Annotated in this window: 11 protein-coding genes and 6 pseudogenes; 11 read left to right on the forward strand and 6 right to left on the reverse strand. The window is 59.4% G+C overall.

Annotated features, from left to right (window positions below):
• Nucleotides 1-11: 11 nt before the first annotated feature.
• Together ACM561_RS12845 and ACM561_RS12850 are read right to left on the reverse strand one after the other, a co-directional pair.
• A pseudogene (locus ACM561_RS12845) lies at nt 12-232 on the reverse strand (transposase); the annotation flags it as partial.
• 111 nt (nt 233-343) lie between these two features.
• Nucleotides 344-751, reverse strand: a complete 408-nt coding sequence (locus tag ACM561_RS12850; RefSeq protein ID WP_425905500.1) for a hypothetical protein — start codon at nt 749-751, stop codon at nt 344-346.
• Between the two features lie 352 nt (nt 752-1,103).
• Between ACM561_RS12850 and ACM561_RS12855 the strand changes: the two genes are divergently transcribed.
• The 3 genes and pseudogenes from ACM561_RS12855 (at nt 1,104) to ACM561_RS12865 (ending at nt 6,677) form a co-directional block, all read left to right on the forward strand.
• Complete coding sequence (locus ACM561_RS12855; protein ID WP_425905501.1) at nt 1,104-4,031, forward strand: caspase family protein; 2,928 nt, start codon at nt 1,104-1,106, stop codon at nt 4,029-4,031.
• Nucleotides 4,032-4,226: 195 nt separating this feature from the next.
• Nucleotides 4,227-4,950 (forward strand): annotated as a pseudogene (gene istB, locus ACM561_RS12860) (IS21-like element helper ATPase IstB); the annotation flags it as partial.
• 170 nt (nt 4,951-5,120) lie between these two features.
• Nucleotides 5,121-6,677, forward strand: a complete 1,557-nt coding sequence (locus ACM561_RS12865) for an ISL3 family transposase (protein ID WP_425905502.1) — start codon at nt 5,121-5,123, stop codon at nt 6,675-6,677.
• Between the two features lie 306 nt (nt 6,678-6,983).
• Here the strand turns inward: ACM561_RS12865 and ACM561_RS12870 are convergent, their stop codons facing one another.
• From ACM561_RS12870 to ACM561_RS12880, 3 genes and pseudogenes are all read right to left on the reverse strand, one after another.
• Nucleotides 6,984-8,159 (reverse strand): PepSY-associated TM helix domain-containing protein, encoded by a 1,176-nt coding sequence (locus ACM561_RS12870; RefSeq protein WP_425909744.1) that lies wholly within the window; start codon nt 8,157-8,159, stop codon nt 6,984-6,986.
• 123 nt (nt 8,160-8,282) lie between these two features.
• A pseudogene (locus ACM561_RS12875) lies at nt 8,283-10,494 on the reverse strand (TonB-dependent receptor).
• A gap of 1,047 nt (nt 10,495-11,541) precedes the next feature.
• Nucleotides 11,542-11,853 (reverse strand): hypothetical protein, encoded by a 312-nt coding sequence (locus ACM561_RS12880; protein ID WP_425905504.1) that lies wholly within the window; start codon nt 11,851-11,853, stop codon nt 11,542-11,544.
• 167 nt (nt 11,854-12,020) lie between these two features.
• On the opposite strand from ACM561_RS12880, the pseudogene ACM561_RS12885 reads away from it, so the two are divergent.
• The 4 genes and pseudogenes from ACM561_RS12885 to ACM561_RS12900 form a co-directional block, all read left to right on the forward strand.
• A pseudogene (locus tag ACM561_RS12885) lies at nt 12,021-12,464 on the forward strand (efflux RND transporter permease subunit); the annotation flags it as partial.
• A gap of 4 nt (nt 12,465-12,468) precedes the next feature.
• Nucleotides 12,469-13,101, forward strand: a pseudogene (locus tag ACM561_RS12890) (chromate transporter); the annotation flags it as partial.
• 76 nt (nt 13,102-13,177) lie between these two features.
• A complete protein-coding gene (locus tag ACM561_RS12895) occupies nt 13,178-14,065 on the forward strand; it encodes a DUF1259 domain-containing protein (protein ID WP_425905505.1) in 888 nt (295 codons plus the stop codon).
• Between the two features lie 449 nt (nt 14,066-14,514).
• Entirely contained in the window at nt 14,515-16,968 is a 2,454-nt protein-coding gene (locus ACM561_RS12900) for a family 16 glycoside hydrolase (RefSeq protein WP_425905507.1), read from the forward strand.
• A 24-nt stretch (nt 16,969-16,992) separates the two neighbouring features.
• Here the strand turns inward: ACM561_RS12900 and ACM561_RS12905 are convergent.
• Nucleotides 16,993-17,938: pseudogene (locus ACM561_RS12905) on the reverse strand (IS630 family transposase).
• A gap of 200 nt (nt 17,939-18,138) precedes the next feature.
• On the opposite strand from ACM561_RS12905, the gene ACM561_RS12910 reads away from it, so the two are divergent.
• The 4 genes from ACM561_RS12910 (at nt 18,139) to ACM561_RS12925 (ending at nt 21,671) form a co-directional block, all read left to right on the forward strand.
• Complete coding sequence (locus ACM561_RS12910; protein ID WP_425905509.1) at nt 18,139-18,465, forward strand: DUF3489 domain-containing protein; 327 nt, start codon at nt 18,139-18,141, stop codon at nt 18,463-18,465.
• 2 nt (nt 18,466-18,467) lie between these two features.
• A complete protein-coding gene (locus tag ACM561_RS12915) occupies nt 18,468-18,935 on the forward strand; it encodes a DUF2924 domain-containing protein (RefSeq protein ID WP_425905511.1) in 468 nt (155 codons plus the stop codon).
• 14 nt (nt 18,936-18,949) lie between these two features.
• A complete protein-coding gene (locus tag ACM561_RS12920) occupies nt 18,950-20,527 on the forward strand; it encodes a recombinase family protein (RefSeq protein WP_425905513.1) in 1,578 nt (525 codons plus the stop codon).
• Nucleotides 20,528-21,176: 649 nt separating this feature from the next.
• Nucleotides 21,177-21,671, forward strand: coding sequence for a hypothetical protein (locus ACM561_RS12925; protein ID WP_425905515.1), 495 nt, complete (start codon nt 21,177-21,179; stop codon nt 21,669-21,671).
• Nucleotides 21,672-21,756 lie beyond the last annotated feature (85 nt).

Below are 21,756 nucleotides of genomic sequence, written 5' to 3' on the forward strand. Positions count from 1 at the left end.
GAGCTAAACGCCACCGCATTTCCGCCCAATCGGACGAAACGGTTGTAGAGCGTCTTCCTCGGACCGTATTCGGGAGGTGCGTCCATCCAGCGGCCACCTGACTTCAACACATGTACGATGCCGCTGATCACGCGCCGATCATCAACGCGCGGCTTGCCCCGCGTGACTGTCGGTAAGTGCGGCCAATCTTCGAAAACTGCGCTTCCGTCAGCCAGAATTGATCCCGACTCATCAACCGAGACTCCCGCTGCATTTCGCGGCCTATCAAACGTGGTTTACGCGCAGCCTACGTCGCACAACCCGTGGCAACGATCGGCCGCCACGGGTTGCAAGCGTTTTCAGATCAGTACGGATAAGGTGACCACGGGTCCGTTTCCATGACGTCAGCCGCAGGGTACCAGTAGCATTCCAGATCGACGCCGGTGTCAAAGCAATAGGCATAGTAGAACGTATCTACCTGCGCGAGATGAAGCTCACCATTAGCGGCAACCTGCAACTTGTCTCCGTTGAGATCAGCTATCTTCTTGTTGGATTTGAATCTTTTGACCGGCAAGTTGCCGGCACTCATTCCGATGACCTTGTCGTTACTGACTTCCGCGACGACCGCGTTGGCGCCAATTTTGCCGATGCCATGCTTGCCGTTCTTATGAATCTTTGCCCCGAGTAGGTTATGACCGTTGTTGTGATGCGCGTTCTTCGCCAAGGCAAAGCCGGTAGCGGACAATAAGCTTGTACCGATGGCGAGCGCCATGATCGTCCGACGAGTAAACATAGAGGTTGCTCCGTGTGGTGTGATTCTCATGAATCACGCGCGTCGATGAGTGTTGTTGACGCCGGGCTTTTTGAGGGCGGTATTTCGTCCGATTATCGGCTTTCAGTTTCTTCTCGACCACGGAATTGAATGCGTCCGCTAATTAGTGGCATTGTGGTAAGTCTTGTCGCCTTTGACTTGGCTCGAAGCTGGAATCCCAATTTACGGATCGGCCGCAGTCCGCACAATAACCGAAACCTAGCCATAATTTAGGGCGCTTTCGTTCAGACGCCATTCACGGCATCTTCGATGGAATGCACAATCTACTATCGCCATTGCTGGGACAACACTCATGCGTTTCTTGGCTTGTATTGCACTCGCGCTTGTCACGCTCGTATCGTTATCTCCGGCCAGCGCGCAACAAGCTGAAAAGCGCGTCGCTCTGGTGATCGGCAACGCCGCCTATCAGCCAGAAGCATTACCAACATCAGCGAATGATGCTGGCCTGATTGCTCAGACACTGCAGGCCGCAGGCTTTGACGTGGTCGGTGCGCGTGATCTCGATCAGGACACGCTGCGCCGCACCTTCCGCGAGTTTCTCGACAAGGTCAGCGCATCGGGGCCAGACACCGTAGCCGTCATCTATCTCGGTGGCTTCGGCGTGCAACTCGAAGGCGAGAATTACTTCGTACCCGTCGATGCGAAGCTCGCACATGATACCGATGTGCCGCTCGAAACGCTGCGGCTATCCGACTATATCCGGCCGCTGGCAGCACTGAAAATCAAAGCGGGTATTGTCGTCCTCGATGCGGCACGCGCGAATCCGTTCGCCAGATCGGACCAGCCGTTGGCCAGCGGCCTCGCGCTGGTGGAGCCCGAACCGCACATGTTGATCGCCTTCAATGCGGCTCCCGGTACGGTGGCGCCACAGGAGAAGGGGCCGTACGGCGCTTATGCGCAGGCACTCGCCGAAATGATCCGCACCGGCGGCTTGCCGCTCCCAGAAGTGTTCGACCGAACTCGCCTGCGTGTCAATGAAATGACCAAGGGTGGCGAAGTGCCTTGGAGCGCATCGAAGATCGAGGCCCCTTTTAGTTTCTTCGACCGCGCGCCTGACGCTCCACCACCACCGACTGCATCAATGCGTGTGAGACCCATCCGCGATCTCGACGCGCAGGAAGCGTATATCGCTGCGCTGGAGCGCGATACGTTACGAGGATATCTCGATTTTCTCGCCGCCTATCCAAACGATCCGATGGCGAGGCGCGTCCGCGCCATTGTCGCCGCACGCCGGGAAGCGATCACCTGGAGGCACACACGTAGTGTCGACACGCCACGAGCCTACTGGTCGTATCTGCGTCGCTATCCCCACGGGCCGCACGTCGGCGACGCCCATCGCCGCCTCGCCTATCTCGCTGCAGCGTTCGAACCGCCCCCGACGTTCACCGCGATCAGCTACGATGTCCCACCACCGCCCGAAGAGGAGGTCGTGTATTTCCGTCGGCCGGTGCTCGTCTTTGACGATCCGGACTATGGATTCGCGCCACCGCCGCCACCGCCGGTGTTCTTCCTGCCACCGCCACCACCGGATTTTGTCGTGCTGGCACCGCCGCCGCCCGTATTCGCGGCGTTCGTGCTGCCGGTCCCCAATTATGTGCCAATGCCAGTATATTACAGCCCGCCACCCTACGTGGTACCGCCGCCGCCGAATGTCATCTACAACAACATCCACAATACGGTGGTGATCAACAACAACACCAATATGGTCACGATCACCAGACCGGGTGGCGAGGCGCAGACGGTGACGCCGGCGCAGGCGCTCGTGCCGCAACCGGTATCCGCGGCTCCGGCGGCAACGCCAGGCGCCACACAGCAACCTGCCGCGCAGCAGCCTGCTACGCCTGCATCGGGCGCGCCCACCACGCCGACCGCTCCGGGTACCGCAGCTACACCGTCGCACGGCGCATCTCCCGGCGTCATCGCCGCCGGAGCGGCCGTCGCTGGCGCCGCTCTCCTCGCACCGGCATTGCCGAAAACGGTGGCGAAAAAAGCGGCGGTGACCGCGCCGCAACAGAACCCGCAAGTACCGGCGCAACAGAGCAAGCCTCCTGTACAGGGAACCGGGGCCACGCAGCGTGGCCAACCGGCTACCGCGCAGGGGCAGGCCACGCTCACCACCTCGCCTGACCGTAAATCGACAACAACGCCGCTACCGGGCACGCCTGGCGGGCAGTCGCTGCCTCCAGCAGCACAAACCGCGCCGGCGCAACCGGGCGACAAGGCGATTGCCCAACCCCTGCCGAGTCCAAGCGGCCAGCCAAATCCACCGGCACATCCTCCGAAGCAGGACACCGATGCAAAACCTGCTGTCACCTCGCCGCAGACACCGGCATCGCCCGATCATAAGTCGGCCGTGCAACCATTGCCCGGCGCGCCCAGTGCGCAATCGCTGCCTTCGGTGAACGGCAAGCCGCCGATTTCCGGTCAACCCCAACATCCGGCGACCACGCCAGCTTCGCCCACGCCATTAGGCAAAGCGGCTGTGCCGCCTCTACCAGCTCCCGGTGGTCAGCCGAACTCACTGACACAACCTCCGAAGCGAGAACCCGGCGCAAAACCTCCTGTCACTTCGCCGCAGACACCGGCATCGCCCGGTCATAAGTCAGCCGTGCAATCATTCCCCGGCACGCCCGGTGCACAATCGTCGCCTTCGGTGAATAACACGCCGCCGATTCCTGGCCAGTCCAAGCATCCGCAAGCGCAGCAACATACGCTGGTGCCACCGGCTGTGTCGCCTGCGCAATCGGGCGGCAAAGCTGCCGCGCAACCGTTATCGAACCCACATAACCAAAGCAGTTCACCGCAGGCACCGCAACAAAAGCCGATTACCTCACAGCCTTCAGCACGAGCGGCGTCGCCACAGATCGTACGCCCGAGTCCGCCACCGGCTACACACCCAGCGCCACCGGCCATGCGGCCAGTTCCTCCGCCGCCCCAAATGGCACGACCTGCTCCGCCCGCCGCACGCGTTGCCCCGCCCGCAGCCGCAGTCGCGCGGCCAGCACCCCCAGCGATGGCTCGACCTGCTCCTCCGCCACCACCTCAAATTGCGCGTCCTGCTCCGCCACCCGCTGTACGCCCACCCTCACCTCCAGCTGCCGCCACGCGGCCAGCTTCTCCCCCGCCAGTTGCTCGTCCGGCCCCACCACCCACAGCCCATCCGATACCGCAAGCAGCCAAACCTTGTGTCCAGCCAAACGGACAGCCTTGTAAAAAGTAAGTGTCCAAAAGAGCCCGCCCATCGCGTGCATACGCCGCTCGAGGATAATCCGCGATCCCGGCTCGCGGTACTGTTGAAGCGGGATAGGCTCTCGATGAACCTGAAGAACGTCTATCGGTTCTACAAAGCGGAGCAGCTCGCCATGCGGCCGATCGCTGATTGTGCCCGCTACGACAACCTTCGGAGGACCAACTGATGGAACGAGCCCAAATCTTCGATCTCATGGGTGAGCTCAAACTCTACGGAATGAAGGCCGCCTTCGACGAGATCATGGTGACCGCCATCAAGCGCCAGCATGAACCTCAGCGCATCGTCGGCGACTTGCTCACGGCCGAGATCAGCGAGAAGCAGGCGAGATCGATCAAGTACCAGCTCACCATCGCCAAGCTTCCCCTCGCCAAGGACATCGCTGACTTCCAGTTCGGACGGCACGCCGATCAACCAGACACTCGTCAATGATCTCGCCGGCGGCGGCTTCATCACCCAGCAACGCAACGTCGTGCTGGTCGGCGGTACCGGCACCGGCAAGACCCATCTGGCCATCGCCATCGCCAGGAGCTGCATCCGCTCCGGTGCCCGCGGGCGCTTTTACAACGTCGTCGACCTCGTCAACCGTCTCGAAAGCGAGACCCGCAACGGACGTCAGGGCCGGCTCGCCGAGCATCTGACCCGGATGGACTTAATCATTCTCGACGAACTGGGTTACCTACCGTTCGCTCAATCCGGCGGTCAGCTTCTGTTCCACCTCATCAGCCGGCTTTACGAGCGCACATCCGTCATCGTCACCACCAACCTCGCCTTCGGAGAATGGCCCAGCGTGTTCGGCGATGCCAAGATGACCACTGCGCTGCTCGACCGGCTGACCCATCACTGTGACATCGTAGAGACCGGTAACGACAGTTGGCGTTTTAAAAGCCGCGACGACGATCAAACAACCCGCGCTCGCACCGTCTCCGCAACCCCGGCCAGCTCCGACGCTGCGAGCGCTACTAGCAAAGCTCGCCGATCAAAGGGGTCCCTTTTGGGCTCTGACTCACATCTGATGATTTTTCTGCCGAGCTTGCGGTTCTTCAACGGGGGAACAGCGCCATGCGAGCCGGTATTCGAATTTCGTCGCTTGTCCCGAGCGGGTTGGTTATCGAGAGCGTAAGCGATTCATCTGACTCGATTATTTTAGCCGTCCGATCCGAAAGCGACGTGGCCGAGTGTCCATTATGCGGGGCGAGATCGCGCCGAATCCATAGCCGATACGACAGACAGGTCGCGGATTTGCCATGTGCAGGCAAGCAAATACGCCTCCGCGTGATCACGCGACGGTTTGTTTGCGAACTACCTCGTTGTCGGCGGCGGATTTTCGCTGAACGGTTCGGGGACGACGTTCTCCCGACCCGGTCGCGCCGGACGGCACGGCTGGAATGCATCGTCCACCATCTGGGGCTGGCACTCGGCGGCAGGCCGGCAGCGAGCTTTGCCAAGCGACTGATGCTGCCGGTGAGCAACGATACTCTGCTGCGGGTTGTTAGGCGACGAACGCGCCCGCGAATGGAGCCTCTGATCGTCGCCGGCATTGACGACTGGGCTTTTCGCAAGAACCATCGCTACGGAACAATCGTGTGCGATCTGGAGAGACGGCGGATCGTAACCCTGCTTCCAGATCGCGAGATTGCAACGGTGCGGGCTTGGCTTTCCGACCATCCGGAGATCAGGGTCGTATCGCGCGACCGTGGCGGCGGCTACGGTGAGGCCGCGGCAAAGGCGCTGCCGGACGCGGTCCAGGTCGCGGACCGTTGGCACCTGATGGAGAACGCAAGCGCGGCCTTCCTCAACGCGGTGCGCCGTTCCATGCAGGTGATCCGCACCTCCATCGGTGCGACGACGATCAATCCAAAACTGCTCACTTGCGCGGAACGGCTGCAGTATGAAGGGTATCTCCGACGCAAGCGGACGAATGCCGCGATCATGGCGCGCGTCGGAGACGCAGTGCCACTCAAGGAGATCGTCCGTCGAACAGGACACAGCCGTAAACTCGTTCGCCAAGTCAGTCGCGGCGAGAGTACGGATGTCTTCCGGACACGGCAGAGCACGCTCGATGCCCACTTGCCCTTTCTGGATGCGCAATGGAACGAGGGCTGCCGTAACGGCGCAGAGCTCTGGCGTCGTTTGCAAAGGCAAGGCTTCCAAGGCTCCTTGCGTGTCGTCAGTGAGTGGACGGCACGGCGACGACGGGCCGAGAAGGCGATCAATCAACAACTGCAAAAAGTGCCATCCGCGAGAACAATCTCACGATTGATGACCACGGCGCGTGACAATCTCAGCAAAGCAGATACGGTCACCATCGCTGCTATCGAGGCGCGCGTTCCCACACTCGTCGAAGCCCGCATGCTCGTCGAAAGCTTCCAGACCATGGTGCGCAAGAAGCTCGTCGCTGATCTCGATCCATGGATCGCCACCGCCAGCTTGAGCCTGATCGGCTCTTTTGCGAGTGGCATCATCAGGGACAAGGCCGCCGTCCGTGCTGCCATCTCCGAGCCTTGGTCCAATGGCCAGACAGAAGGGCAGATCACGAAACTAAAGCTCGTAAAACGCCAGATGTATGGGCGGGCGAAAATCGACCTCCTGCAAGCTCGGCTGATAGGCGCGACCTAGTTGCGGTAAGCCGTCATCGAAGTTGCGTCAGAGCCCCTTTTGAAGGCCGATGGAGGGTCCCGTTCCAGCGCCGATTGACAAGAAACGTCGTCGATCCCATCTCAGTTAACGGAAACCCCGTCTCGATTCGAGAAATTTTGTCGATCCTTCTCGACAATGCGATTCGCTATTCATCGCAGGACAGCATGGTTACAGTGAAACTTTCTCTCGCTGAGAATTAGCCAAGAATATTCCACGCCGAAACACACTGCTGATCCCGTTTGCTTCTCAGTCAACCGATCAGCAACCAACCGACACCCTACAAGATCAAATAGTGCTACTTCCAGCGCGCAGCACTTTGGCACGTCTTGATTTCGTAGAACGTTTTTTGAACCACATGATCCCACCACTGATAAACAGCGCGAGGGGCACGAAGCCAGCTGTGAGCACGAGCAAACGGCCGAAGAGCCCGAACGTCGAGCCGTTATGAATCCAGAGCTGTTCTGTCATGTAGCGATCTCCCGCCGACATGGCATCCGAGGTCCGATCCTGCACCACGGCGCCGCTCCACGCGTCGAGCCAGATTGCGCCTCGTGAACGTAAGGCTGGATCAGCGCCATCTGGGCGGAATCGTGCGCGCCATGCGTTGCTAGTCTTGGTCGGCGGGTTCAGCACGGTGATCGACAAGTTCGGCTTGGTTGCCTGCGCGATCCGCATGATTTCATCAGGCGGGAGTTGCGGCGTTTCCTTTGGCAACGGAGTCTCAATGCGAGGCGACGGATCAGGTGTTGCCTTTGATAGGAGACCAACGACAGGGCGGACCATACTGGGAAAAACGACACCGATTCCCGTGATAGAGATCGCGAGGAGCACTATTAATGCCCAAAAACCCGCCGTGTTATGAAGATCGAGAAAAAATCGAAGGGGCGAAACGCCCCTGCGCATCGATACCGATCGCCAAAACCGCCCCTGTTTCGGCCACCACGAATATAGGCCCGATAGCGCCAAACCAAGCAGCACGAACCCGACGAACCCCACCAGCTGTTTGCCTCCCCACTCATAGAGCAGCAGCGTGTAGTGCAGGCGATAGATCATGAATGCCGGCGCGTTCGTGTAGTCGCGTTGTCCAAGTATCTTCCCGTTCGAAGGATCGATCATGGTAGTCCAAAGATTTGGGAAGCTATCTTTCGGACCCTCGTGGGTATGCATCACAACCCAGACCGGCCAAACCTTATCGGGAGCCATAATCGAAAAGATCGGCGCGGGATCAGCCGCCGCCGCGACCCGCACCACCTCGGTCAGGTTGATCGATTGTTTCGGACCAGCCGGGATAAAAAGCGCTGGATTCAGTGCGGCATCGATTTCCCGGTAAAAGACATTGAAGCTTCCTGTGAGCCCCATCAGCACGACAACAATTCCGCACACTAGCCCAAGCCATCGATGAGCCCACAAGAAGCCCCGCCGCACGCGCGCCGGCGAATAATTTTTGAATACCGATCGCACTGACAAGATGTCGGTCAATTCTTGAAGGTTCCGGTCCGGGTCCGGACGTCACAGGCACACCAACTGTTCGCTGTATTGACCGCACCGTCACAAGTATGCATGGAGCAACTCCCTAGTAGGCGCCTACAGGTCCACGCTCATCGATAGGAGATACGTGCGAGGTGCTCCCAAGAAGAACGTTCCAAACGAGGCCACGCTGGACCAGTAATTCGTGCCGGTCACATTCTGAACGTTCGCGCGGAAAATCGTCCTTCTGCCGTAGATCACCGTCGTATAGCGGAGGCCTAGGTCAAGTCGCGTCCAATCCGGGATCGGCTGCCTGTTCGCTGTATCGATGAACTGCCTGCCGGTGTAGATGACGGCCCCGTTCAAGGTGAGCCCCCTCATCCAAGGCAAATCCCATTCGCCTCCAATATTGGCCTGTATGTTCGGAACGCCGATTGGAGTGTTGCCGATATTTGCCGCGAGTGCAGTCTTCGTCAGGGTGCCATCCAGCAGCGATAAGCCTCCGAGAAGACGGACATCGGGCATCAGTTCACCGTAGACGTTGAACTCGAGACCGCGGACCTGCTGTTCGGCGGCCTGCGCGAAGCGCCCGGCGGACAGCTCACCGCTCGGCTTCGATATCTGAAAGGCGCTGAAAGTGGTAACGATTCTGTCGAAGTCGACCTTGACACCAGCCTCGACCTGGTTGGCGATATAGGGCGGAAGCACTTCGCCGAAATTAGATGCCGCCTGAGGTGCTACGTCGCCCCGGCTCAGACCTTCGACGTAATTAGCGTACAGCGAGACGTTGTCGCGAGGTCGCACGACGAGGCCGACCACGGGAGTGACTGCGCTCTTGTCGTAGGAACTCGTCAGAGCCCCAACATTAGAAGAAAAGTTATTCGCCTCGACACCCTGCCGCCGGACACCCAATGTCAGCAGAACACGCTCGTCGAGCACGGACAAGGTATCAGCAATCGAGAGTCCCGTGAGTTGACTATTCGAGAGCCGAGGACGCCCGGGGATATCGTTTGCGAACTGAGCGGGCGCGACCGTCGGATTATAGATGTTCGACGTGACAAGACTGCCGTTCGTAAGCCGCCGGTATAGCTCGTCATGATAAACCGAAGCTTGGACAGTGACGGCGTGATGAACAAAGCCGGTATCGAAGCGGGCGCGGACACCGCCATCGTATGTGTATCGATTGACGCTAAGGCCAAAGAATTGGGGCGTTGAAGTCGTGTCGCCCCTCGTGTTGGTGATCGTCGGAAGACCGAAAAAGCGCTCGACATTGGTCCGCGACCCACCCACATCGGCGAACACTGTAACCTGATCGCTGACATCGTATTCGTTCCGCCACAGAACAGATTGATCGTTGATGCGCGACCATTCCCAAGGTTGCGTCACATTCAACCGACCGTCCGGCGCCGCTGGTACTGGCATGCCAGCAGCCATAAGGAAAGGACGGGACGGAGCGACAAATCGATCGTTCTGCCCGAGGAGGTAGAGCCAAGTTCTGTACCGCTCGCCTTGATAGTCTAGAGCAAGCGACCCGACGGCCGTCGTTTCAGACTGGCGGTCAATGGGCGTATCGCCGCCACGCAGGCTGCCGTTTGTGCGCACGCCCCATTCCCGGCTATCGCCGTAACGCCTTGCGACGTCGTAATAACCGCCGAACCGCGAGCGCGAACCGTAACTCGCGGTGAGACGAGTCAAGTCGTCTCCCGCACGCTTAGGCACAATGTTGATGACGCCGCCGACACCGCCGTTAGGTGCGATGCCCGAGAGCGCGGCCGAGGGCCCCTTGAGCACCTCGATACGCTCGGCGTAATCTGTGAAGATGCGGTAGTTCGGCGCGATGCCGTAAAGCCCTTCAAAGGCGAATTCACCATTGTTGCCTTCGTTGACTGGGAAGCCACGAATATTGAATGAATCGACTGTACCGCCTGTTGGGTGGGAACTTCGCACCGAAGGATCAAGGATCAATGCATCCGCACCCGTGGCTGCCTGTTGGTCTCGAATGAACTTGTCCGTGTAGCTTTGTCACGTTGAACGGTGACTTCATTGTGCTGGTATTCCCGAGTAGTCCCAGCCGCGCACCTTGAGCGACCTGGCCGCCCGCGAAGGCAGGCTGCACCCCTCCAACGGAACCGGTTGAAGGCGTCACGGGAGATGGCGCCTGGCGCGGCGCTGGTGCGGCAACCCGTCGCTGGACGCGGTCACCGGACGTGCGGGTTCGTAACCTGCGGGCCGCGTGGTGAACTGCCGGTTTGGGTGCAACGACAGTAATGGACGGCAAGCTAGACTGCGCGGCAGCGTGTTGAATGTAACCCGTCTTGTCGATGGACATTACAAAATAACCCGCCGCTCCCAGCAGCGCAGTACTCATAATGGTTTTGCCTGAGATTTTGCGTGTCATTTCAGCCCTTAGCATTATTCGCCCAGCTGGCGAATCCCCCGCTCGGCCTAACATGCAAGGGTGTTCCGGAGATAGACATCTGCAACTGGAACTTTTCTAAAGCGCCATGGTAAGTGCAGTGCCTCGATTATCGACTATCGACGAATCAAATCGACAGACACCGTGTGCGTTGGAGGAATCCAAATCAGTGCTGTCGAAACTGACAGGAACGATATAGGCTTCAGATGCATCCTATTGAGCATCGAGCGAGTTGAACTCTTGATCAAGTCCGGCATCGGTCGCGATCCGCACACCCGACAGTTTTGCCACACACCGATTTGCCAAACGATGAGTGGCCTACAGACCCAACCGCGGCGCTCGCGAGCCTCGTCAACGCGCTGCGCAATGATGGCTTGCTGACGCCGAAAGTGCGCGCAATGTCGCTGTTGCGGCTCTCAATCCGCCCGGACATGATGGTTGCGTCCCGTCCGCGCCGACTCGTTTCAGTCGGCGCGGACTCGGCCTGCGTGCCGAGGTGAAGCCTGATCTCGCCCATATCGGCGGCGCCGGCGCCCTTGCATGTCCAGCGGAGCTGTCCGTTCAAAGAACACCAGCACTTGCTCAGCACAATCGAGCGACCATCCAGCCAACAGCACCTGATCTGCGATCTTAGAGCGACGATCCGCGCCTTGATCGTGGCAAATGAGTTTTGGAATCGCTTTCGGAAGGCTACCGGCGCGGCGTGGGCCACGGACGGTTCAATTGCTATTCGGGATGACCGTGATGGGTTGGCGCGCGCAAGAGAACTACGAACTGACGAACGAGCGTGACTTCAACCGCCTACCGGGCCTGACCGGAAGATCATTCGGGCAGGGTGGATTGCCGCGCTGGTGATCTTGTTTGCCTGCATCGTCGCTGCGGTGCGCTAAGGCCAAAAAGAAAAAAGGTCGCGGCAACCGCGACCTTTTTACAAATCCGCCGACAGGGATGGTTATGTGATTACCACGTGCCGACGCTGAGGCCGAATGACGGACGATAATACCCATAGCCGTCATAGACGCCCACGCGCGGGGCGTAATAGCGGGGACGATAGTAGCGAGGTTCGTAGCCATCATCATCGTCGTCGTAGTATCGGCGTTCGACGTAGCGCCGCGGATGCGTCCGATAGCAATGGCCATAGTCGTCACACACCATATGAGCGCGCACCAGCGGCGCCGTTTCTGTCGCCGCGCGCGTCGGATGCAGCGGTGCGGCGGAAGCGGAAAACCCAAGCAACAGGCTCGCACCGGCAAGAAGACTTATTTTGAGCATCGAAATATCCTCATGGAAACTTAGCTAACAACGGTTTATTTAACGGTCCGCCATATCTTTAGAAAGGTTGAACCGTATCGATGGCCGAATTTTGACTGGTCGCGGAGTCGATCTTTCGAGCACATACCTGTCAACGGCGCCTAAATCGCTAAATCTAGTGCCGCTGCCAACCGATCAGCCATCGACTTGATCATTTGCAGTCTGGCGTTCGCGCCCAGATCGTCCTCAAGATCTATGGGCAAGACCTCGATACGTTGCGCCAGTTGGCGGAAACCACTCGCCAGCGGTTGTCACCAATCTCCGGGCTGGTCGATCTCCAGGTGGAGAAACAGGTCCTCATTCCGCAGGTACGGATCCAGGTTGATCACGAACGCGCCGCCCTCCACGGCCTGACGCCTGCGGCAATCACGCAGGCACTGGACACCCTCTCGAATGGTCGCAAGGTCTCGCAGATCGTCGACGGCAATCGACGCTTCGATGTCGTCATGCGTTTGTCCGATCAGAACAGGTCGACCAGCGGCCTCCGGGATCTCCTGATTCCGACGTCGTCGGGGTTCATCCCCTTAAAGGAACTCGCGGAGGTCACCGAGACCGACGGAGCGAACCAAATCCGAGAACGTTTTCAGCCAGATCTCCGTGTTCTTTAGCAAGATGGCAATGGTGACGTTCGGTGGCGCCTATGCCGTGCTCGTGTATGTCGCCCAGCAGGCCGTCGATCACTATGGCTGGTTGAAGCCTGGCGAAATGTTGGACGGCCTCGGCATGGCGGAAACCACTCCCGGTCCACTTATCATGGTCCTGCAATTCGTAGGATTCATGGCGGCCTATCGCGATCCCGGAACGCTGTCGCCCATGCTGGCAGGGACACTCGGTGGATTGCTTGCCACGTGGGTCACGTTCACCCCGTGCTTCCTCTGGATCTTCCTCGGTGCGCCCTTCATTGAAGTCATTCGGGGGAATAAGAACCTGGTGGCAGCGCTGTCCGGCATCACAGCCGCGGTCGTCGGCGTGGTGCTCAATCTTGCGGTTTGGTTCGCGATCCACACCATGTTCCGGGAGACCATTGCGTTTCACGGAGTGTTAGTGGATTTCGATGCTCCGAAACTGACGAGCGCCGATCCTTGGGCGCTCGGACTATCGGCCGCGGCCGCGGTTGCGATCTTCCGATTCAAAATCGGCATGATACCGACGCTTGGTGCCTGCTGTGCCGTCGGTATCGGTTTGCATCTCGCTGGGGTGTTGAGGTGATGCGACCAAATTAAAGAGGCGCAATACCGACCAGGGTCGTAAAAACGGGATTCTACCCCTTCAAACGGAGATGAGCATGCGCACACTTTTTTCTGCTTTTCTTGGTCTTATCATTGCATCTCCCACATTTGCCAATGCCCAGGACATCGACTGGCAAAAGGTGGATTCAACACTCGGCCGCAAGCCAGCCATATCCGGCGACGTTCATCGTTACGGTTTTCCGAGAAGCGACCTCAAGGTAGCCCTCGATGGGGTTTCGATCGCACCCGCACTTGCACTAGGTGGCTGGCTTGCGTTCAAACCCGATCACGGCAGCACCATGGTCATGGGCGATCTCGTTCTCCTCGAAACAGAAATCAATCCCGTCATGTCGAAACTAATCGAGGGCGGCCTGGAAGTCACAGCGATTCACAATCACCTGCTCCGAGCAACCCCCGCGACCTTCTATATGCATGTCGGAGGACACGGAGACCCGGTGAAAATGGCCTCCACACTTCACGACGCTCTCGCCCAGAGCAAAACCCCACTTGCAGCACCGACCACCGCGGCCGCAACGTCCTCCCTCGATCTCGACACGGCTCAGATCGACCAGATCATCGGTGCGAAGGGACATGTAAACGCCGGCGTCTATCAAGTCGGTGTTGCGCGGCGTGACAACATTACTATGAACGGGATGAGCATCTCGCCTGCGGGACCAATGGGCGTCGCGACTGGGATCAACTTCCAGCCAACTGGTGGTGGCAACGCAGCAATCACCGGCGATTTCGTTCTGACAAGCGCCGAAGTGAATCCGGTGGTCAAGGCACTGCGCTCGGGTGGCATCGAGGTAACTGCGATCCATAGCCACATGCTGGACGAACAACCGCGACTCTACTTCCTGCATTTCTGGGCGAACGACGATGCGATCAAGCTAGCGCAAGGCCTTCGATCCGCGATCGACAAGACTGCAAGAAGGGCGAACTAACATGGCTTCGGTACGGACACGCGGCCATCGTTTAGCTCGCCTATTTCTCGCCAGCGGGCTTCGGTCCACGCTACACCGACCTCGCCGCGACCGTCGGCCCGCTTGGGACGGCGATCCTGACGCTCGACGTCGGGCTGAGCGCACAGGCAACGAGTCGCGCGATCATAGCGCGGCTATCTCCCAGGGTTGACGCTCGGCTCGTGGTGTGAGGCAACGATGATGATGGCGGTGATGTAATGACGACGTTGCACCCCACCAGCGGATCAGCCGCGCGATCGGTCCGGGTGAAAGTGCCGCGGTTTAGCTGACGGAAGTGTTTAAGCCGATGCCACTATCAATTTATGAGAAGTATCCAATCCGCAGAGAAGCGGTAGTGCGCATTGTGCCACTATACGAGCGAGAGCAAAAAATGCCGCATCGACTTAAAGTACGCATCAGGAGGAGCGAGCATGCCTACAGCAACGGAGAAGACCTCTTTCACCAAAGACGTCCAAGGCCGCTATCTCTGCAACAACCTCGCAGAAGTAGATGCGTGGAAGACCGCTGGTGGACGCCCTTTCGACTTCATCATCGTAGGCGGTGGGACCTTCGGCTCCGCGATTGCAGAACATCTTTGGTTTCGTCAGAAACAGGCGGGGGGTGGACTGCGCACACTGGTCGTAGAAGCCGGGCTGTTCAGCATTCCTGAGCACGTCCAGAACACCGGCATTCAGGGTTTCGCTGACCCGGCGAGTCCTTTCTTTTTGAATGAGAACGCGCCGCAGCCGGAGCCACCGCGCAATGAGGTCTGGGGCCTTCCTTGGAAATCCACCATTCCCTTCAAAGGGCTCGCCTACACGGTAGGCGGCCGATCGCTATATTGGGGTGGGTGGTCGCCTCGCCTTCTCGATGAGGAAATGGCGACTTGGCCTACAGTCACTGTTGTTGCGCTGAACAGCCGTTATTTCGACGAGAGCTCAAGACAGATCGGGGTCGACGAGGCCAACGATTTCATTTCCGGAGAGCTGCAGAATGGTTTGCGTCGTCAGCTCTTCGACAATCTCACCAGCGTCCCTGACGTGTTTCCCCTCGGCGCGCTCCCCGCGTCGCCTCTCCTGAAGCCAGGCTCCGATCCGGCAAAGCTGCTCGGTCTAACCTCTACGGGCGGGCTGTCTCAAACTGATCTCCTGAATATGCTGAAGCTTGAGGCGCCGCTTGCGGTGCAGGCGCGGCCACCCCACGCAGGCTTCTTTCCTCTCAACAAATTCAGCGTGGTGCCGCTCCTGATGAAGGCAGCCAGGACGGCGGCTGGGACCTCGAACGGTAACGACGCCACCAAGGAATTCATGATCCTGCCCGACACACATGTGTTGTCCCTCCGCACACTGCCGACTGCCAACGGCACGTGGCGGGTCACCGGCATTGATACAAGCCAAGGACCTATTGATCTTGCGCCGGGCGGCACTGTTGTCATTGCGCTTGGAACCATTGAGAACGCGAGGCTGGCACTGGCCTCGTTCGACGGCACTGGGCTTCCGACCTTGCCACTTTTGGGCAAGAACCTCACCGCGCACCTTCGCTCGAACTTGGTCATCCGCGTGCCTCGCTCAGCGATCTCTGGCCTCTCCCCCACAGTCAACGAGCTGCAAACGGCGGCGCTGTTTGTGAAGGGGCGTGCGATGCGGTCGAACGGTGATCTGATCGGTCGATTTCACCTTCAGATCTCAGCGAGTGGCGGCGGTAATACCGTTGGCGGAGAGGACGAACTCTTTCGCAAAGTCCCCGACATCGATTTCTACGACCAGCTCCGCACCTCAAACGATACACATATCGCCATAGCGATACGGGGCCTTGGAGAGATGGAGCCTGCCGATCTGGCCAACCTTGGTGCTCACCCAAGCCGGGTCGACCTGAGTTCTCGAACCGACGAATACGGAGTGCGCCGCGCATCAGTCGTGCTCACCCCGACCCAGCGTGATCAGGATCTGTGGGACGCGATGGATGCGGCTATGCAGAAAATCGCCGCCATCTTCGCGAACGGGCAGCCCATGCAGGTGGTCCAGAGCAATCGCGACGGTCTCGGAACAACTCATCACGAAGCCGGAGGCCTGTGGATGGGAAATGATCCGATCACGAGCGTCACCGATGGGCACGGACGCTTCCACCACACCGAAAACCTGTACGCGGCAGGCCCCGCGCTTTTCCCAAGCATCGGCTCGCCGAACCCGATGCTCACCGGTATCGCGCTATCACGACGTACAGGCGACCTCATCATGACCCCGCCCCCGTTCGCTGCAGATGCGGGGTTCGAAACGCTATTCGATGGCTTGTCGCTGGGCGACTGGACAATGTCCACCATCAGCAACCAACCCGGTCGGGACGACCCCGGCTCATTTCGGGTCCGGCGAGGTGTGCTGGAGGGGCGGGCCGGAACAGATCTCGGCCTTCTTTGGCTGACGCGGCCGACGCCCGCCCGCTATATATTGCGGCTGCAATGGATGATGACGGCCCCGGACGACAATTCGGGAGTGTTTATCGGCTTCCCCGACCCGAGGCTCGAAGGCTATGACAATACCGCCTATGTCGGCGTCAACTTCGGTTTTGAAATACAGATCGACGAGTTGGCCCGTCCCGATAACGCGCCCATCCACAGCACGGGCGCCGTCTACTCCTTCAAGGGCCCGACCGACGGTCCCGTTGTGGTTCATCCGGTTGGGGAATGGAACGAATACGAAATCACCGTCGACGGCGCTGACATCAGCGTCGTACTGAACGGACAGATGGTCAATCTCTTCCACTTCACCGGCGATCCGCAGTCACCTCGTCGCGGGCTTCCATCCACGGCCCAAGACCCTCGCTTCATCGGCCTCCAGACACATACCGGCCGGGTCTTTTATCGCAACATCCAGTGGAAGGCGCTGTAATCATGCAGCTAGACCGGATTCGGCTTAATCCGGCTCATAACCAGCAGCGGCGAAAAAGTTAGCGCATTCCTGCGGCGTGAAGGTCGCAGCAATGCGCTGATGCGGTTCCACAGGCCGTCGACAGTTCAACTCCGCTGCCTTTCGCAGAAGCGCCTTGAGTTTGGAGAAGGCGTTCTCGATCGGATTGAAGTCGGGGCTGTAGGGCGGAAGGTACGTGAGCCAGGCTCCTGTCGCTTCGATCGCCGCGCGGACGCCGGTGCACTTGTGTCTGCCAAGATTAGCCGTGATGACAATGTCACCGGACCGCAGTTCGGGAACCAGGACCTGCTCGATGTAGGCCTGGAACCAGACGCCGGTGATCGGCCCATCGAGGACCATCCGCGCGACCATTCCGGTCTGCCGCAGCGCGCCGATGAAGGTCGTCGTTTTCCAGTGGCCGTGAGGAACGCCGGCGCGAAACCACTCGCTTTTCGGGGCGCGACCGTAGCGACGCGCCATGTTGGTCGAAGTCCATGTTTCGTCGATGAAAACGAGGCGCTGCGGATCGAGATCGAGCTGGCCGTCGAACCAGTCTTCGCGCCGCTTCAGGCTGTCCGGGCGGTCCTACTCGCTCGCGTGGGCGGACTTTTTTTAATGTCAGTCCGCAGAGGTCGAGGAAGGTCCATAGCGTCGCCCGGCTGGCACGTACGCTGCATTCGGCCAGAAGCCGCTCCAGCAGCTCGCTGATCGTCAGGTCCGGCGTTTCCGCGATCAGCCCGAGAAGATAACCACGGTGCGGATCGAGTTTCGAGCGATGTGGCTGGCCTTGCAGGCGCGCCGAACGGTCGCCGGCCTCGTGAGCCCTGCGAACCCACACGATCGCTGTGGCCCTCGCCAATCCCGAAACGGGCTGCAGCCGGCGTGCAGACGCGCCAGACAACGCGGCGTCGATTACGCGGTCACGCAAATCCCGGCTGTAGGCTCGCGCCATGCTTCGCCCCCGTCGCTACCACGACAAAAGACTCGCATTATTCGCGTATTATTGAGATTCTTGCAGAAAGGACTGGCATTCTCGGGCGAAGCGAGCATTGCTGTGACGGGAGAGATGGCCCTCGGATTGGCCCCGCAGCGTAACATCGCTGACGGGGCCTCGGATGGTGCGACGCTGATGTCGCATCATTCGGAGGGTCTATGCAAAAGTCATCTCGCAATCGGAAGCCATTGAAGCGCGCTCGCCGTGCAAAAACTGCTCGCGTGGTAAAGACGGCAAAAACGGCACGTCAGTCCGCACGGCATGCAACCCGGGAACGCGCGAACAAGCAAACAAAACTGCTCGATCTTCTGAGGCGCCCGGCTGGTGCGACCATAGCCGCGCTCTCGGAAGCTTCAGGCTGGCAGCAGCATTCCGTGCGTGGTTTTTTGGCTGGCGTGGTCCGCAAGAAGCTCGGGCTCGAGTTGGTCTCAAGCTTTGAAGCCGATCAGCGCATCTACCGTATCATTGCAGCGAAGCAGGCCTGACGATGGCTGAAGCCTTGAAGGGCGAGCTCGCGGGTCGTCGCGATCTCGTTGGTCAGCGACCGCAGTCGCGTGGTCGTCGCTCTAGCTGGTCCACGCTGGCGCATCTTCCGAAGCATCTCCAGACAGCCATCATCAGCTATCGGCGACAGGCGGATCAGTCGGGCGACCTCGATCCGGCGATACGCCAGTTCCTTGATCGGATCGGCGAGAAAGAGACGTCCGACTCCATCATGGCCAAGCTCGTGGCCTTCGACCGGGGACAGGTCGAGCTGAAAGCTGGCACTATCCTGTCCCGAGAATGGAACGGCATCACCTATCGGGCGATCGTCGTTGACGATGGCTTCCTGTGGGACGGGACACGGTACGACAGCCTCTCGGCGATCGCCTTCGCCATCACAGGTACCCGCTGGAGCGGCCCCCGCTTCTTTGGCCTGCGGGATAGCACGGTCGCTGGCGAGGATGAGCCGTGAGGGCGGGAAAAGCGGTGGCCCGAGAGCTCGTCCGGTGCGGTATCTATACCCGGGTCTCGACCGACAATGGCCTGGACCAGGGGTTCAACTCGCTGGATGCCCAGTATGAGGCTTCCAGTGCCTATATCAAAAGCCAGGCCCATGCCGGTTGGGTGCAGGTCAAGACCCGCTATGACGATGGCGGCTTCTCGGGAGGATCAACCGACCGGCCGGCGCTGCAGAGTCTGCTCGAGGATATCCGGGCCCGCAAGATCGATGTCATTGTGGTCTACAAGGTCGATCGTCTGACCCGCTCGCTCGCCGACTTCGCCAAGCTGGTCGAGCTGTTCGATGCTCATGGCGTCTCGTTCGTCTCGGTCACCCAGCAGTTTAATACCACAACGTCCATGGGACGCCTGACCCTCAACGTTCTCTTGTCCTTTGCTCAATTCGAACGGGAGGTCACGTCCGAACGCATCCGGGACAAGGTTGCAGCCTCCAAGAAGAAGGGTATCTGGGTCGGTGGCCCCCTCCCCCTCGGCTACGTCATGGAGAACGGTAAGGTGACCGTCGTCTCTGAAGAATCCGAACGGGTCCGCCACATCTTCACCCGCTATCTCGAACTCGGCAGTGCCCGTGCCTTGATGCGAGACCTCAATGACTGCAACATCGTCAGCAGGCGGCGCGTTCTCAAGACCGGAGCAATTCGAGGCGGTGTTCCGTTCGGCTGTGGCGCCTTATTCCATCTGCTCCGCAACCGCTTTTACGTCGGCGAAGTCAACTACAAGGGGCAGATCTATCCGGGCGAACAACAACCTATCCTTGATCGGGACCTGTTCGACCGCGTCCAGACCATGCTCTCCGTGCAGCGCAGTCATCAGACCAGAACCCGGACTTCCTTCAGCCATCTCCTGACCGGTCTGATGTTTGACGACGCCGGCCATCGCATGGCGCCAACCCAGGCCCAGAAGAAGGGCCGGCGCTACAGCTACTATGTCTCCCGGCCGCTTCTGTTCGGGAATGCAGCCACAGCCACAGTTGGTTCAGTCGCTCGGGTACCTGCCCATGATGTCGACGATCAGGTTCGCAAGGTTGTCCTGGAGCCGCGAACCAAAAGCACGAACCCGATCGACAACACCTCCGCCTCCTTGCTGATCGAACGCATCGAGGTCCAGCAAAACTGCCTCGTCGTGCAGCTGAAGCAGGATCCGGACAATCACGCCGACGAAGATCACTCCATCATCGTCATCCCCTGGACCAAGCCACCATCCAAACGAGCGCGGTCCATCCTGCGCCCCACCTCCGCGAAACTTCCGCTCCGCCCGATGAAGCTGGAGCGACGCGCCACGCTCGTCGCAGCCATTGCCCGCGGCCAACGTTGGCTGGGCGAACTCATCGAAGATTCAGCGACAGATGCCGAAGCAATCGCAAAACGCGAGCGATGCAGCCTACGACACGTCAACATGACGCTGTCGTTGGCCTTCCTCTCTCCCGCACTCACCAAGGCTGCCGTTGAAGGCCGGTTACCCCGCGGTATCGGTCTCGAACAACTGCGCGAGCTCCCGCTCGAATGGAATCGTCAGTTCGAAGCATTAGGTCTCGATCCGACCTGACGAGCGTACCTCCGTTTCGTCTTGCCACTTCGATGGCGCGAAGGAGGCTCCCCCGCCGACAGGGTTTCGGCAGACGGGCAGACCATCCCCGTCCCGATCTTTCATCAATTAGTATGAACGCCGGCTATGTCCCGTTGACCCGATTAGTTGCAAGCGCCGAATTCGCCGAATTGGCTGCCCACCCAGTTAGCGAACCGGTCTCTGCCGCTCGGCCAGGAACGGGAATTTTCGATGCAGAGACAGAGCGCCCTTTGGCGATATTATTGGGTCCAGAGACGCGCGCAGAGACCAGACGCATCGCCAAAACCCCGCAATTTGCGCGACAAATTGAGGGATGTGCCACCGCGTTCGATCCCTGCGAACTGGGTGGTGGCGGACGCAGTCGGATGCGAACGGGTCTCCTGTTATTTGGGCTAAACACGGTGATTTCCTGCAAAAAACAGGGAGACGTAGAGCGACGATCGTGACTTACGCCTGCCTCGTAGCGGTTTCTGTGATTTTTCTGAAGGAGGATATCAGGGAAAAAACAGGGAGGCGGCCCCTTAGAATCACGATCGAAAAAGACAAAAACACAGCCTATTTTGAACACGCTGCCCTTTTCATTCGCTCTAGTTTGTCTATAGATGTTTGATAGACAGGAGAGCTTTCCTTGCCTCATTCTGCAATTGCCGTTTTCACCAGCAAATCACTTGAGACGCTGCTCGCACATGGCGGTTCCGGCCCCTGGGTAGGTGCGGAGCAACGCGTGCAGCAGCAGGAATTTCTGGTCTGTGTCCGAAAGGAGAGGCCCGGCGCGGAAAGCCACGGCGGGGCCTTTTTGGTCGGCAAGATCAGTGCAGTCCGCAAGCACGGATTTGACCGACGAGGTCAACAGCGCTGGTTTTTCGAGATCAGCGAATTCGCCATTCCCATTGGTAGCGGCCGATGGGAGTGGCGTAATCCGGTCAGGTATACAACCCTCGAGGAACTCGGGATTGAGCTAAGGAAGCTCAAATTCAAGCCTGCGCCGCCGCCCACGCAGACTATACCGACGCCGGACGCCATTTCTAGCGTCAAGCCCTTAACGATAGCCGAGGCCAAGGCGGGGCTGGCCGCGAAATTCGGCGTGAGCCCGGACGCAATAGACATCCACATCAAAGGCTAACCGCAGTCGCGTTAAGCATTGCGGGCATTGGTATGCCACGCCGCATTGCTATGTTTATTAGATATCTATAGATATGCCTGACGAG

The organism is Nitrobacter sp. TKz-YC02 (genome assembly GCF_049852135.1).
Taxonomy (GTDB): domain Bacteria; phylum Pseudomonadota; class Alphaproteobacteria; order Rhizobiales; family Xanthobacteraceae; genus Nitrobacter; species Nitrobacter vulgaris.